This window comes from Deinococcus aquaedulcis (assembly GCF_019693445.1).
Classification (GTDB): domain Bacteria; phylum Deinococcota; class Deinococci; order Deinococcales; family Deinococcaceae; genus Deinococcus; species Deinococcus aquaedulcis.
Map to the genome: position 1 here is coordinate 227,423 of NZ_JAHRBL010000003.1, position 13,661 is coordinate 241,083.

The window sequence follows — 13,661 nt, forward strand, 5'->3', positions numbered from 1 at the left end:
TTTCCATTCCTGGGGCGAGGCCCTTTCTTCGCTTCTCGCTCTGCTCGGTTGATCTCAAGATCAACAGCGAGGTACTTCAATGGACAGCCCTGCAAGCCTGACCCCGCTGCTGGACCGGATTGCCACCCCCAGCGACCTCAAGGCCCTGAGCCGCGAGCAGTTGCCGCCCCTGGCCCAGGAACTGCGCGAGGAGATCGTGCGCGTGTGCTCGGTGGGGGGGCTGCATCTGGCGTCCTCGCTGGGGGCCACGGACCTGATCGTGGCGCTGCACTACGTGCTGAATTCGCCGCGTGACCGCCTGCTGTTTGACGTGGGCCACCAAGCCTACGCCCATAAGATGCTCACCGGGCGCCGCACCCAGATGCCCAGCCTCAAAAAAGAAGGGGGCCTAAGCGGCTTTACCAAGGTCAGCGAATCCGAGCACGACGCGATCACCGTGGGCCACGCCAGCACCAGTCTCGCCAACGCCCTGGGCATGGCGGTGGCGCGCGACGCCCTGGGCCAGGACTACCGCGTGGCCGCCGTGATCGGCGACGGCGCCCTGACCGGCGGGATGGCGCTGGCGGCGCTGAACACCATTGGCGACACCGGGCGCAAGATGCTGATCGTGCTGAACGACAACGAGATGAGCATCTCGGAGAACGTGGGGGCGCTGAACAAGTTCATGCGTGGGCTGCAGGTGCAGAAGTGGTTTCAGGAAGGCGAGGGGGCTGGTAAAAAGGCGGTGCAGGCGGTCAGCAAGCCCCTGGCCGACCTGATGAGCCGCGCCAAGAGCAGCACCCGCCACTTCTTCGACCCGGCCAGCGTGAACCCCTTCGCCGCGATGGGCGTGCGCTACGTGGGCCCAGTGGACGGCCACAATGTGGAGGAACTGGTGTGGCTCCTCGAGCGCCTCGTGGATCTGGACGGGCCCACGATCCTGCATGTGGTGACGAAAAAGGGCAAGGGCCTGAGTTACGCCGAGGCCGATCCCATCTACTGGCACGGCCCCGGCAAGTTTGACCCGGCCACTGGTGAATTCAGCGCCAGCAAGGCCTATTCCTGGAGCAACGCGTTTGGTGACGCCGTGACCGAACTGGCGCGGCTGGACCCCTGCACCTTTGTCATTACCCCCGCCATGCGCGAAGGCAGCGGGCTGGTGGAGTACAGCAAGGCGCACCCCAACCGCTACCTGGACGTGGGCATTGCCGAGGAAGTGGCGGTGACGGCGGCGGCCGGCATGGCGCTGCAGGGGCTGAAGCCGGTCGTGGCGATCTATTCCACCTTCCTGCAGCGCGCCTACGATCAGGTGCTGCACGACGTGGCCATTGAGCACCTGAACGTGACCTTTGCCATTGACCGCGCCGGCATCGTGGGGGCCGACGGCGCCACCCATAACGGCGTCTTTGACCTGAGTTACCTGCGTTCTATTCCGGGCGTTCGCATTGGCCTGCCGAAAGACGCCGCCGAACTGCGCGGCATGCTGAAGTACGCCCAGAACGCGGCTGGCCCCTTCGCCATCCGCTACCCGCGCGGCAACACCACCCCGGTGCCCGAAGGCACCTGGCCAGATCTGGAATGGGGCACCTGGGAGGTCGTGCAGCCGGGGCAAGAGGTGGTGGTGCTGGCCGGCGGCAAGGCACTGGAGTACGCGACCAAGGCGGCAGCCGGCCTCTCGGGCGTGGGGGTGGTCAACGCCCGCTTTGTCAAACCGCTGGACGAGACCATGCTGCGCGAGCTGGCCCATACCGCCCGCGCGCTGGTCACGGTGGAAGACAACACGGTGGTGGGCGGCTTTGGTAGCGCGGTGCTGGAATTCCTGAACGCCGAGGGCCTACACACGCCCGTGCGCGTGCTGGGCATCCCCGACGAGTTCCAGGAACATGCCACCGTGGACAGCGTGCACGCCCGCGCCGGCATTGACGCCCAGGCGATCCGCACCGTGCTGGCCGAGCTGGGCGTGGACGTTCCGATAGGGGTGTAAAGAGGGTGGCAGGGAGCAGGCTGCGGGAGGCAGGAATAGCCTGTCCCCCGCGCCTTTTTGGCTTGCTCTCCAGTCCTTTTGACCGCGCCCTGCTACCCGCGCACTGTACCCTCGCCTTCTACCACCCACTTTGTCGTCGTCAATTCCCGCAGGCCCATGGGGCCCCGGGCGTGGAGCTTCTGGGTGCTGATCGCCACCTCGGCACCCAGGCCCAGCTGACCGCCGTCGTTGAAGCGGGGGCTGGCGTTCACCATCACGGCGGCACTGTCCACGTCCTGCACGAAGCGCGCCGCCTGCCCGGGGTCGCGGGTCAGGATCACGTCGGTGTGGTTGCCATGTGCGGCGATAAAGTCCAGGGCCTCGTCCAGCCCGGCCACGGTCTTGATGCTGAGCGTCAGGCCCAGGAACTCGGTGCCGTAATCGGCCTCGGTGGCGGCCTGGGCGGGCAGGCCGGCCGCGTGTAGGGCCGCCAGGGCCTCCGGATCGGCGCGCAGGGCCACGGCCTCGGCTACCAGCGGACGCAGGAGGTCAGGCAGCGCGGCCAGCGCGGCGCGGTCCAGCAGCAGGGTGTCCAGGGCGTTGCAGGCGCTGGGTTTCTGCACCTTGGCGTTGTGCAGGATGGCGGCGGCGGCAGCGCGGTCTTCCGGTGTGCGGGTGAACGAAGCGTCCAGATACAGGTGCACCACGCCGATGCCCCCCACGATCACCGGCACCGTGGCGTTGTCCACGCAGAAGCGGTGCAGCCCGGCGCCGCCCCGGGGAATGATCGCATCCACCAGATCATCCAGTTTCAGCAGCTCCAGCATGCGCTCGCGGGCGGGGTCGCGGATCACCTGCACGGCCGCTGCGGGCAGGTCCTGCGCGCGCAGGGCCGCGTGAATCACCTCTTCCAGCGTGGCGTTGCTGCGCACCGTTTCCTTGCCACCGCGTAGAATCACGGCGTTGCCGCTCATCAGGGCCAGGGCGGCCACGTCCACCGTGACGTTGGGGCGGCTTTCGTAAATCACGCCCAGCACGCCCAGCGGCACCCGCCGCGTGCTCACCCGGATGCCGCTGGGCTGGGCCTGCACCGGGCCCGTCTCCCCCACCGGGTCTGGCAGGCGCGACACCGCCTCCACATCGGCCGCGATGCCTTCCAGAGCATCCGGGCTCAGACGCAGGCGGGCCACCATCGGCTCGGGCAGACCGGCGGCCACGGCGGCTTCCACATCCTGGGCATTGGCGGCCAGGATCACCCCGGCCTGGGCGCGCAGGCCCTGGGCGATGGCCGCCAGGGCCGCCACCTTGCGCGCGGTAGGCAGCGAACGCAGCACCCGGGCCGCCGCCCGGGCCTGCACGCCCATGAGGCGAATCTCGGCTTCTCCGGCCACAGTCATGTGCAAAGGGTAACAGGGCGCAGGGCAAACGCCGCCAGCCTGCCTACGGTGCGCAGCCCCTTACTGTGGGGTCATGGCCCACTCCAACATGCTGTGCTGTCTTGTTGCGACAGACACACTTCACCTCACGGTAATGCGGCTTCTGGATGGGCTGCGGGCTCGTCAGATCCCCGTTCGCCTGACGGGTGACGTATCTCACCCGGACCATCTGCTGGACTTTGTGCACGACGAACCGCCCTACAGCGCGCTGGAGCACTTTGACCTGAAGGTTGGCCCGCCCGAGGAAGCCTTTACCCTGAAGATCAAGGGCTGGCATGAACAGCTGTTCGTGGGGCACGCGGCGGCGTGCATCTTGATTGACCTGCCCAGCGCCCGCATGCCCCATGATTTTCTCCGTTACCGCACGGGCCTGTTGCTGATCCTGCGCCTGCTCGACCCGGAGCTGGCCTTTTCCAGCCAGGATTTCTATGGCCACTTCTCTGTGGCCCGCCTGGGAAGCCCCGATCTGCTTTTTATCCGCCGGTCCTGGCTGGTCCCCGAGTCTATTGACTGGTCAGCCTTTTACGACCATGCCGATTGCGGGGCGCATTTCTGGGTCTGCAGCCCCAGGCGCCTGGGGAACGGAACCCTGGCCGAGCAGGAGGACTGGCTTGGCGAGCTGGATGCGGTGGACCATACCCTCAGCGACGTTCTGTCCAGGCTTGAATACCGGCATGACCACGCGCTGGTCCCCCTGATGGCGCAACTCAGAGGAACTGGGGAACGCCTGGGGTGGTGACTGAACTCAGCCCTGGTCGCGCTTGGGGGCCGCGTGCAGCAGGGCCTGGGCCAGCGCGGCGGGGTCGTGCCGGGCCTGACCGGGTTGCAGGAGGGGCAGCACCACCGCGCGCCCACGCAACTCGCGGCTGGCGCCCGCGAGGTTCAGCAGGTGCGCGCCGCCTTCGGCGTAACGGGCCACCACGTCGCGCGGGGGCACGGCGCTGTTCACCAGCACGCAGTCGGGCATCCGGCCCAGGTGGCTGGTGATGGCCTGCACGTGGTCCTCCAGGCTCAGGCCGTCGGTTTCCCCGGGCTCGGTCATCAGACTGGCCACGTAGATCAGAGGCGCGGGCGAGGCGCGCAGCTCGCGGGCAATTTCGGGCACCAGCAGCGCCGGGATGATGCTGGTGTACAGGCTGCCGGGCCCCAGCACGATTTGCTCGGCCTCGCGGATGGCGTGCAGCACTTCGGGCAGGGCGGGCAGCGCCGGGGGGTCCAGCTGCACATGCTGAATCTGCGCTTCGCCCATCTCGGCGGCAAAGCGGCTCTCGCCGCGCAGGGTGCGGCCGTCATTCAGGCGGGCCACCAGCGTGGCGGGCTGGGTGGTGGCCGGGTACACCCGCCCGCGAATGCGCAGCACCTCATGAATGTCCAACATGGCTTCGCTCAGGCCGCCCTCTTCCTCGCTGAGGGTGGCCAGCAGCAGGTTGCCGAAGGTGTGGCCCTGAATACCGTCCCCGCGTTCAAAGCGGTGCAGCAGCAGCCGCGCCATGACGGGGCTGTCGGAGAGCGCCGCGTAGCAGTCGGTGAGGTCCCCGGGCGCGATCATGTCCAGCGAGGCCCGCAAGCGCCCCGAGGAGCCGCCGTCGTCCGAAACGGCCACGATGGCGGTGGTGTTACCGGTGTGCACCCGCAGGCCCGAGAGCAGGTTGCTCAGGCCCGTGCCGCCCCCCACCGCCACGATGCGCGGGCCCCGGGCGAGGTGACGGCGCTGGTACATCAGGTCCACGGCCTGTTCGGGGGCGGTGCCGGTGCCGCGCAGCACCGAGCGGCTGAGCATCATGATGCTCCACAGCGCGCCCAGCAGCGACAGCACCATCAGGGCCATGCCGCCGGTGTACAGGGGCATCACTTCGGGGCTGACCAGATGGTTGACCCACAGAATCCAGCGGGTGGCCACGAAATGCAGCGGCCCGGTCCAGGTGAAGTGCAGCACCCCCACGGCCCCCACCAGGGTGCAGACCACGAACAGCAGCAGCCAACGCTTGACCCCCAGGCCCGGCGACATCCACATGCGGGCGCGGCGGGTGACCTGCTGGCCGCGCCCCACCATGTCGTCCCGCACCGCTTCGGGCAGTACGGACGACGGGGACGGACGCGGAATGGGGGGGTCGCTCACGCGTCTTCGCCTGCCTGCATGTCGCGGTGGTCCATGATGTCCACGTTCAGGTCCTTCAGGTCCTGGGCCAGCCGCGCGGCCACTGCCACGCTGCGGTGCTGCCCGCCCGTGCAGCCCACCGCCACGGTGTAGCCGTGCCGCCCGGCCGAGCGCGCGCGCTCGGCGGCCACCCGCACGAAATCGCGCAGTTCGGCGTAAAAGGCCTCGGCCTCTGAGTCCCCAAAGGCGTAGCGGGCCACAGCCGGGTCCAGGCCAGTGCGGGGGCGTAGCACGGGGTCGTAGTAGGGATTGGGCAGCGAACGCACGTCCAGCACCAGATCGGCGTCTCTGGGCGGAGCATGCTTGAAGCCAAAGGACATCAGGCGCAGATGGAAGTCGTTTTCCAGCCGGAAGAGGCGCAGCACCTTGGCCGACAGGTCGCGGGCGCTGAGGTGCGTGGTATCAATGACGGTGTCGGCAATGGCGCGCAGGGGCGCGAGCAATTCGCGTTCGCGCGCAAAGTCCAGCATCAGGTTGTCGCCCAGCGGGTGCTCACGGCGGGTGAAGTTGTAGCGCTTGAGCAGCACGTCGGTATTCGCTTCCAGAAACAGCACGCGCAGGTCCTCGCGGCGGCGCGAGAGGCGCACGTAACTGGCTTCCAGCGCCCCCAGGAAGTCGCGGGTGCGGGCGTCGGTGCTGATCGCCACACAGGGCAGGCCCCGCGCCGACACGAGGTCGTGCATGGCGCCCCACAGTTCAGGCGGCAGGTTATCGGTGATGAAAAACCCGGCGTCCTCCAGCGTGCGCAGCGCGGTGCTCTTGCCACTGCCAGACAGACCGGAGACGACGACAAAAGGCATGGGGGCAGTGTAACGTGAGCGCCCAGCCCGAGCCTGATGAGGCGGTCAGGTGTTGGTCAGAGCCTGGGCACCGCCGGGCCGGGGCGGCATGTGGCTCTGCCTGCCTGGGCGGCCTTTACAGCCACCGCTCAATGACCTCGCGCGGCACAGTCGTCCAGGTGATGTGGCTCACATGGGTCTGGCCAGCGTAGGACCGCGTCTCGGTGCGCAGCAGCGCGTTCCAACCCCGGCTCAGCTTGAGGTTCACCCGAATGTTGTCCTGCGAGGCCGAGCTCCGGCCGGACTGTTCATAGCCACGGACGCAGCGTTGTTCCCCCTGTACCGTGGTGTCTTCTGACACGTACACCAGATTGACCCGGACCTGGCTGCCCGGCTGCTCATAGGCCTGCAGGTCGTAGCGCAGCCCCCGTTCCTTTGGAATCGGCGAGGTGAGGGACTGCATGGCCTGCTGCACCTCGGCGAAGCGGTAGAAGAAAGCCAGCTCGGGCAAGTGCACCTTGACCCCCGCCGTGGCCTCCAGGCCGTCCACCGGGCACAGGCCACCGGCCAGCGCATTGTTGCCGTTCATGGACAGGGTGTACTGCAGGGTTTCGGCCGGGCCAGTCTGGAGGGGCGCCGCGCCAGTGATGCGGCCATCGGGCTGCAGGTGCGCGGCCAGCACGACATTCTGGCCCCGGCCGCTGTAGAGGGGCACCACGTTGGTGGCCTTCCAGCCCTGCACGGTCCCGCCGGGCACATACGACTCGCCCAGCGTAAAGGCCGTGTACGCCGGCAAGGGCTGTGGGGGGCTGTCCACATAAAACGGGCGCAGTTCGGCCTCTGTCAGTGGGCGCAGCGGGGCCTGCACAGACGGATCAACGCAGCCACTCAGGAGGGGCAGGAGCAGCAAAGCAGGCACGAGACGTCGCACCCAGACAGCTTAAGCAATTGGCTCGCACCCAAGAGCCGCATTTGCAGCGCGGGGCCTTCTGACGACCCTGGCCCCGACTACCCACACAGGTCATCTGGCCTCCAACAGCGTCGCCCGCCAAGGACCCTGGGGAGTCCGTCCTGCCGACTCCACACAACGACGCCGCGCTTCCCAGAAGGATGGGAGGCGCAGCGTGGAGCTTCACGAAGAAGCGGTCATGGCCTGAAACGACTCAGGTGGCGTTTTGCCTGCAGAGCGTCCTCAGCGCACCTTCGTCCCGCTGGGCAGGTCCAGCTTCAGGCCCACGAGGTCCAGGTTGCCCTGATCGTCCTCTGCGGCCAGGATCATGCCCTGGGACTCGATGCCGCGCAGCTTGGCGGGCTTCAGGTTGGCGACCAGAATCACCTTGCGGCCCACCAGGGCTTCGGGCTCGAACCACTGGCGAATGCCGCTAACCACGGTGCGTTCTTGCTCGCCCAGGCGCACCGTCAGCTTCAGCAGCTTGTCGGCCTTGGGCACGGCCTCGGCGGCCAGCACCTCGGCCACGCGCAGGTCAATGCGGGCAAAGTCGTCAATGGAAATCAGGGGTTCAGTGGGCACGGCGGGGCTGGCGGCCGTGGCGGGGGCGGGCGTCACAGGGGTTTCAGTCTGGGTCATGGGTTTCTCTTTCGGGGGTTGGGGAGATTTAGGGGCAGCGGCGTCTGGAGCCGCTTTGGGTTCGGGTTTGGGGAACAGAATGGCGCCGCCGACAACCTGGGTACCCGCCGGGGTCAGCCCCCAGGCGCCGGCCAGGGTATAGGACTGGCCGCCCAGGCCCAGCTGCGCGCGCAGTTCGCGGGCCTTGACGGGCAGCGCCGCTTCCAGGGCCACGCTGGCCACCCGCAGGCCCTCGGCGGCGGTGTACAGCACCGTGTCCAGGCGGCGGGCGGTGTCCTCACTCTTGGCCAGATTCCAGGGCGCGCTCTCGGCAATGTAACGGTTGAGGTCGCGCACGAAGTTCATGGCGGCTTCCAGCGCCATGTTGATCTTCAGCTCGTCCACCAGGGCCAGAATCTGCCCGGGCAGGGCCAGCGCCGTCGCCTCAATTTCGCGCTCGCGCTCGGTGATCTCGGCGGCGGCGGGAATCACGCCACCCCGGTACTTCTGGATCATCGAAATGGTGCGCGAGAGCAGGTTGCCCAGGTCGTTGGCAAGGTCGCTGTTCAGTCGTGAGACCAGAATGCCTTCGCCATAGGGACTGTCGGCACTCAGGGTCGCCTCGCGCAGCAGGGTGTAGCGGATGGCGTCCACTGGGTACTGGGTCACCAGCGCTTCCGGGTCAATGGCGTTGCCCAGCGACTTGCCCATCTTGCGCCCGTCCTCGGCCAGGATGTGGCTGTGCACCACGAGGCGGCGGTAGGGGGGCAGCCCGGCGGCCTGCAGCATGGTGGGCCAGAACACCGCGTGCGGCTTGAGGATGTCCTTGCCGATCACGTGCCAGGCCGTGCCGATGACCTCGGGGGCCGCGCCCTTGCTGACGGGCGCCGAGACGTAATTGAGCAGCGCGTCGAACCACACGTAGGTGACGTGGTCGGGGTCCCAGGGCAGCTCGATGCCCCAGGGCACGCGGCTCTTGGGCCGGGAGATGCTGAGGGGGCCAATGGGCTCCTTGAGCATTTCCAGCACCTCGTTGCGGTAGCCGGCGGGCTGGATAAAGTCGGGGTTCTGCCTGATGTGGTCGAGCAGCCACGCCTGGTACTTCTCCATGCGGAAGAAGTAGTTCGCTTCGCGGCGCAGCTCGGGCGGGTCCTTGTCACCGGGGTAGCGGCGCACGCCGTCGGACCCCTCCACCAGCTCTTTTTCGGTGACATAACGCTCGGCGCCCACCGAGTACAGGCCCTCGTATTCGTCGAAATAGATGTCGCCGGCGTCGTACACGCGCTGCAGAATGTCCTGCACAAAGCGCTTGTGGCGCCCCTCGGTGGTGCGCACGAAATCGTCGTAGCTGATTTCCAGCCGGTCCCACAGGCCCTTGAAAGCGCGCGTGGCGAGGTCGTCCACGAACACCTGTGGGGTCTGGCCGGCCTTGGCGGCGGCCTTGGCGATCTTTTCGCCGTGCTCGTCGGTACCGGTCAGGAAAAACACCTCGCGCCCGGCGAGGCGCTGGTAACGGGCGATGGCGTCGGTGAGGATCTTCTCGTACACGTGGCCGATGTGCGGCGCGCCGTTGGCGTAATCAATGGCCGTCGTGATGAAAAAAGCGCGGTCAGGGTGGCTCATGGGATTCCTTCCTTCCTGGCCTCTGGGGGCCGGGCAACCTCCACAGCATAAAGGGCAACGGAAAGCGGGGCGCCCTGCCTGCTCAGAACGGCACCCAACACCGTTGGGGCGAACGAAGTGAGTGTCCGGCAAAGACGGGGGCAGAAGTGGAATTGAGGAGCCGCTGTCTGGCTCCAGGGTGGAACTGGCAGCCGCTGTCAGAACGCCCCGCGCGACTCCTGTGTGGCTCTCAGGGTCGCTGGGGCATTCGCATCATGGCGGTGCGGAACATGGAGGCAGTGTACCCCGGCGCCGGGGTCTGGGCCTGCGCCACCTGCCTTAGAGCTTCAGGCCAAACGTGATGGCGCCCGGCGAGCGGAGGAGCTCCTCAAAGCCCAGGTGCCGGTAAAAGCCCTGGGCCCGCGTGTTGCGTTCGCCCACGCCCAGGTGCACCCCCGGCGAACCCGCCGCGCGCAGGGCGTTCAGAAGGGTGGTCATCAGAGCCCGGCCCCGGCCGCCTCCCTGCACCCGGGGCAGCAGGTCAATGTGCAGGTGAGACGGGTAGGCGCCCAGCAGGGACTCTGGGGTGCGGCGGGGGTGGTGGATCAGGCCGATCAGGCGCTCATCGGGGGTGCGGGCCTCCGGGGGCGACTGGGGCAGCGGGTACACCTCTTGCAGGGCCGGCCACCACTCGCGCGCCAGGGTGGCTTCAAAGGCGGCGGTGTCGGGCGCGCCCAGCACGTAACCGGCCACCCCGGCGGCGTCTTCCAGCACAAAGGCGAAGTCCGGGGCAAAGCTCAGGTAGGGCCCGGCGTAGATGTGGCCCAGCAGCTGCGGATCGGCGTACAGTCCGGACGCGTCCTCGCCGCTGTCGCCGGTTTCCAGGCAGATGCGGTACAGCGCGGCGCGGTCGGCTTCGCGGGCAGGGCGCAGGGTCACCATGCCCCCCACTCAAGCACAACAGAGCCCGCCAGCGGTGTCGCCACGCCGGTAACTTTCCCAGACAAACCAATTGACTTTTTAAAGTTAAGATGTGGGCATGACGGCCCTCTCCCCTGCCCCCGCCGCGCCCACCCGCGCGGCCCCGGACCGCCTCACACAGGCCACGCTGCTGCTGTTGGCCGCCCTGACGGTAATGTCCGGCGCCACCATTGCCCCGGCACTGCCCGCCATGCAGGCGCACTTTGCCGACACCCCGAACGCGGCGCTGCTGACCAAGCTGGCCCTGACCATCCTGGGCGTGGTGATTGCGGTGACCGCCCCCATCAGCGGCGTGCTGGCGGACCGCTTTGGCCGCCGCCCAGTGCTGCTGGGTGCGCTGACCCTGTACGTGCTGGGCGGCGCCAGCGGCCTGGTGGCCCAGAGCCTGGGACAGGTGCTGGCCGGGCGCGTGGTGCTGGGGCTGGCGGTGGCCGGCACCATGACGGCGGCGGGCGCCCTGGTCAACGACCTGTTCAGCGGCCCCGGGCGTGGGCGTTTCCTGAGCCAGCAGGCAGCTTTTACCAGCTTTGGCGGTGCGGTGCTGCTGCCCCTGGGCGGGGTGCTGGCGGCCGTGAGCTGGCGCGCGCCGTTCGCGCTGTATCTGGCGGCGGCCCTGCTGCTGCCGCTGGTGCTGCGCCTGCCGCGTGGGGTGCCGGGGCAGGACGCGGTAGGCAGCGCCCCGCAGGCCGCCCCGCGCTGGGGCGCCATTGCGGTGGTCTATGCCCTGGCGCTGGGCTACATGATCGTGTTTTACCTGATGCCTGCGCAGGGCCCCTTTCTGCTGCGCGCGCTGGGCGCCGAACCCGGCGTGATGGGCCTCATGCTGGGCAGTTCCACCCTGATGGCCGCTGTGACGGCGCTGGTCTTTTCACGCTTTGCCGGGCGCTTTGACACGCGGCGCCTCGCCGGGCTGGGCATGGCGATTGTGGCGCTGGGCTGGCTGCTGGTGTTCCGCGCGCCGGGGCTGGCGGTGGTGGAGGCCGGACTGCTGGTGGCGGGCCTGGGCGGGGGGCTGGTGTTTCCCAATCTGTATGCGTGGCTGGCCGACCTGACCCCGCCTGCATGGCGCGGCCGGGTCACGGCCGGCATGAGCAGCGCGGTGTTTCTGGGCCAGTTTCTTAGCCCGCTGGTGCTGGCGTCTTCCGCAGGCCACGAAGCCCAGGGCTTCGCAGCGGGGGCGGCCCTGGCGGCGGTGATGGGCGGGGCGCTGCTGGCCCTCAGCCTGCGGCCAGTGCCGCGCGCCCAGGGCTAGGGCGGGCTAGCCCACCACCCGCCACCTTTTCTGTCCCGGGCAGAATGTAGACTGGGCGCGATGATTGCTTATCTGTCCGGCGTGGTCCGGGACATCCGGGAAAACAGCGCTGTGGTGGTTGCCGGCGGCGTGGGCTACGAGGTGCAGTGCCCGGTGAGCACCCTGGGCAAGCTGGTGGTCGGCGAGGTGGCCGAGCTGAACACCCGCTTCGTGGTGCGTGAAGACGCCCAGCTGCTCTTTGGCTTTCAGGACACCGACAGCCTGCGCCTGTTTGACCTGCTGACCGGCGTGAGTGGCGTGGGCCCCAAGCTGGCCCTCGCCCTGCTCTCGGCCATGCCGGTGAGCGCCCTGGCCGCCGGGCTGCTGGGCGGCGACGTGAAACTGCTGAGCAGTGTCAGCGGCGTGGGCAAGAAAACCGCCGAGCGGCTGGTGCTGGAACTGCAGAACAAGGTGCCCGACCACTTGGCCACCCCGGCGGCAGCGGGCGGCGGCAAGGCCGCGCGCGTGGTGGGCACCGCCGGGCGCGACGCCATTGACGCCCTGCTGGCCCTGGGCTTCCGCGAGGCGCAGGTGCGCGCTGTGGTCGCCGAACTGCTGGCTGCAGAGCCGGACCTGAACGCCGATACCCTGATTCGCAAAGGGCTGGGGCGCCTGCGCTAAACGGACAGGGCCCGCACATCCTCCACACTGCCGTATCCCCCCACAAACAGGGCCACGCGCAGGTCGTGAATAAACCGCGCCAGCCAGTCCTCCACCGCTTCGGCGCTGTCCAGGGCCGGGGCCAGCAGCGGCCGGGCCACCGCCACCACCTGCGCGCCCAGGGCCAGGGCCCGGGCGGCATCCAGGCCCGTGCGAATGCCACCCGAGGCAATCAGGGGCACCCCGGGCGCGGCCTGCCGGGCGTCTCGCAGCGCCTGGGCGGTGGGAATGCCCAATTCACACAGGTCGGTGCTTTGCACTGCACCGTGGTGAACCAGCTGCTCCACCCGCGCCCAGCTTGTCCCCCCTGCCCCCGCCACATCCAGCGCGGCAAAGCCCAGCGGCGCGGCGGCAGCCACACTGCGGGCGTCCAGGCCGTGCCCCACCTCCTTGAGCACCACCGGAAAGTCGAGGTGGGGCAGCACCGCCGACAGCCGCCCGGTCAGGCCCGCCCAGCGCGTGTCGCCGCCCGGCTGCAGGGCTTCTTGCAGAGGGTTGACGTGAATGGCCAGGGCGTCGGCGCCCACCTCGCGCACGGCGCGGCGCGCGTGCTCGGGACCGTAGCCCAGCAGGAACTGGGCGCCGCCCAGGTTGCCCACCAGCAGGATGTCCGGGGCCACCTCGCGCACCAGAAAAGAGGCGCGGGCCTCAGGGCGCTCCAGCATCACCCGCTGCGAGCCCAGCATCAGGCCCACGCCCAGCCGCTGCGCCGCCAGGGCCAGATGCCGGTTGATGCGCCCGGCGGCCTGGGCGCCGCCCGTCATGGCGCCGATCAGCACCGGGGCGCGCAGTGGCCGCCCCAGAAACGAGGTGCCCAGCGCCACCTCGTCCAGGTTGCGTTCCGGCAGGGCGCGGTAGGGCCAGGGCACATGTTCCAGGCCGGTGGTCTGGCGCTGGTACTGGCTTTCTGGGCGCAGGCAGGCTTCGATGTGGCGCAGCTTGCGCACCTGAATGGCGCTGTCTGCAGGGGCACTGCTTGGCGGGGCGCTGTCGGCCTGCTCGGGCGGGGTCACGCCCCCAGCGTAGCGGGCATGGGCCCTGGAGCGGCTGTAAGCCCCGCGACAAAGCCCGCGTGCCCGCCGGGCCCCCGTTGACAGATCGGGCATTCAGAGCTACTCTTTCTGAGCGCCTGAAACGGGCGCCGCAAGAAAGACCAGAGTATCGCAGGGTAGAGCAGTCTGGTAGCTCGTCGGGCTCATAACCCGGAGGTCGCAGGTTCAAATCCTGTCCCTGCAACCACTTCGC

11 protein-coding genes and 1 tRNA gene are annotated in these 13,661 nt (G+C 68.7%); 5 read left to right on the plus strand and 7 right to left on the minus strand.

From position 1 onward, the window contains the following. Nucleotides 1-79 precede the first annotated feature (79 nt). Nucleotides 80-1,963 (plus strand): 1-deoxy-D-xylulose-5-phosphate synthase, encoded by a 1,884-nt coding sequence (dxs, locus tag KMW22_RS06000; RefSeq protein ID WP_221089120.1) that lies wholly within the window; start codon nucleotides 80-82, stop codon nucleotides 1,961-1,963. A gap of 92 nt (nucleotides 1,964-2,055) precedes the next feature. Here dxs and KMW22_RS06005 read toward each other — a convergent pair whose 3' ends face one another. Further along, complete coding sequence (locus tag KMW22_RS06005) at nucleotides 2,056-3,339, minus strand: glutamate-5-semialdehyde dehydrogenase (protein WP_221089121.1); 1,284 nt, start codon at nucleotides 3,337-3,339, stop codon at nucleotides 2,056-2,058. A gap of 133 nt (nucleotides 3,340-3,472) precedes the next feature. On the opposite strand from KMW22_RS06005, the gene KMW22_RS06010 reads away from it, so the two are divergent. Further along, nucleotides 3,473-4,117 (plus strand): hypothetical protein, encoded by a 645-nt coding sequence (locus KMW22_RS06010; RefSeq protein WP_221089122.1) that lies wholly within the window; start codon nucleotides 3,473-3,475, stop codon nucleotides 4,115-4,117. Between the two features lie 6 nt (nucleotides 4,118-4,123). Here the strand turns inward: KMW22_RS06010 and KMW22_RS06015 are convergent, their stop codons facing one another. The 5 genes from KMW22_RS06015 to KMW22_RS06035 all read right to left on the minus strand — a co-directional run bounded on the left by KMW22_RS06015 (nucleotide 4,124) and on the right by KMW22_RS06035 (nucleotide 10,426). After that, the gene (locus KMW22_RS06015) at nucleotides 4,124-5,497 is read right to left on the minus strand and encodes a gluconeogenesis factor YvcK family protein (protein ID WP_328774613.1); all 1,374 of its coding nucleotides are present in this window, start codon (nucleotides 5,495-5,497) and stop codon (nucleotides 4,124-4,126) included. After that, nucleotides 5,494-6,336, minus strand: a complete 843-nt coding sequence (rapZ, locus tag KMW22_RS06020; protein WP_221089123.1) for an RNase adapter RapZ — start codon at nucleotides 6,334-6,336, stop codon at nucleotides 5,494-5,496. The genes KMW22_RS06015 and rapZ overlap by 4 nt, the downstream gene beginning before the upstream one ends. A gap of 115 nt (nucleotides 6,337-6,451) precedes the next feature. Beyond that, nucleotides 6,452-7,246, minus strand: a complete 795-nt coding sequence (locus tag KMW22_RS06025; RefSeq protein ID WP_221089124.1) for a hypothetical protein — start codon at nucleotides 7,244-7,246, stop codon at nucleotides 6,452-6,454. Nucleotides 7,247-7,507: 261 nt separating this feature from the next. Then, nucleotides 7,508-9,505 carry a methionine--tRNA ligase gene (gene metG / locus KMW22_RS06030; RefSeq protein WP_221089125.1) on the minus strand — a complete coding sequence of 666 codons (1,998 nt, stop codon included), beginning with the start codon at nucleotides 9,503-9,505 and terminating at the stop codon, nucleotides 7,508-7,510. A gap of 318 nt (nucleotides 9,506-9,823) precedes the next feature. Further along, the gene (locus KMW22_RS06035) at nucleotides 9,824-10,426 is read right to left on the minus strand and encodes a GNAT family N-acetyltransferase (protein ID WP_221089126.1); all 603 of its coding nucleotides are present in this window, start codon (nucleotides 10,424-10,426) and stop codon (nucleotides 9,824-9,826) included. 97 nt (nucleotides 10,427-10,523) lie between these two features. On the opposite strand from KMW22_RS06035, the gene KMW22_RS06040 reads away from it, so the two are divergent. Then, nucleotides 10,524-11,717, plus strand: a complete 1,194-nt coding sequence (locus KMW22_RS06040) for an MFS transporter (protein WP_221089127.1) — start codon at nucleotides 10,524-10,526, stop codon at nucleotides 11,715-11,717. 60 nt (nucleotides 11,718-11,777) lie between these two features. Then, nucleotides 11,778-12,377: a Holliday junction branch migration protein RuvA gene (gene ruvA, locus KMW22_RS06045; RefSeq protein ID WP_221089128.1), complete on the plus strand. Its 600-nt coding sequence runs from the start codon at nucleotides 11,778-11,780 to the stop codon at nucleotides 12,375-12,377. On the opposite strand, the gene fni is transcribed toward ruvA, so the two are convergent. Next, nucleotides 12,374-13,429, minus strand: coding sequence for a type 2 isopentenyl-diphosphate Delta-isomerase (fni, locus tag KMW22_RS06050; protein ID WP_328774614.1), 1,056 nt, complete (start codon nucleotides 13,427-13,429; stop codon nucleotides 12,374-12,376). The two genes, ruvA and fni, sit on opposite strands and share 4 nt — an antisense overlap. 149 nt (nucleotides 13,430-13,578) lie before the next feature. On the opposite strand from fni, the gene KMW22_RS06055 reads away from it, so the two are divergent. Beyond that, nucleotides 13,579-13,655, plus strand: a tRNA-Met gene (locus tag KMW22_RS06055). Nucleotides 13,656-13,661 lie beyond the last annotated feature (6 nt).

Excerpts from the sequence above, each read along its gene's own strand:
- dxs (WP_221089120.1), top strand. The coding sequence starts at position 80 with ATGGACAGCCCTGCAAGCCTGACCCCGCTGCTGGACCGGATTGCCACC.
- KMW22_RS06005 (WP_221089121.1), bottom strand. The coding sequence starts at position 3,339 with ATGACTGTGGCCGGAGAAGCCGAGATTCGCCTCATGGGCGTGCAGGCC.
- KMW22_RS06010 (WP_221089122.1), top strand. The coding sequence starts at position 3,473 with ATGCGGCTTCTGGATGGGCTGCGGGCTCGTCAGATCCCCGTTCGCCTG.
- rapZ (WP_221089123.1), bottom strand. The coding sequence starts at position 6,336 with ATGCCTTTTGTCGTCGTCTCCGGTCTGTCTGGCAGTGGCAAGAGCACC.
- metG (WP_221089125.1), bottom strand. The coding sequence starts at position 9,505 with ATGAGCCACCCTGACCGCGCTTTTTTCATCACGACGGCCATTGATTAC.
- KMW22_RS06035 (WP_221089126.1), bottom strand. The coding sequence starts at position 10,426 with ATGGTGACCCTGCGCCCTGCCCGCGAAGCCGACCGCGCCGCGCTGTAC.
- KMW22_RS06040 (WP_221089127.1), top strand. The coding sequence starts at position 10,524 with ATGACGGCCCTCTCCCCTGCCCCCGCCGCGCCCACCCGCGCGGCCCCG.
- ruvA (WP_221089128.1), top strand. The coding sequence starts at position 11,778 with ATGATTGCTTATCTGTCCGGCGTGGTCCGGGACATCCGGGAAAACAGC.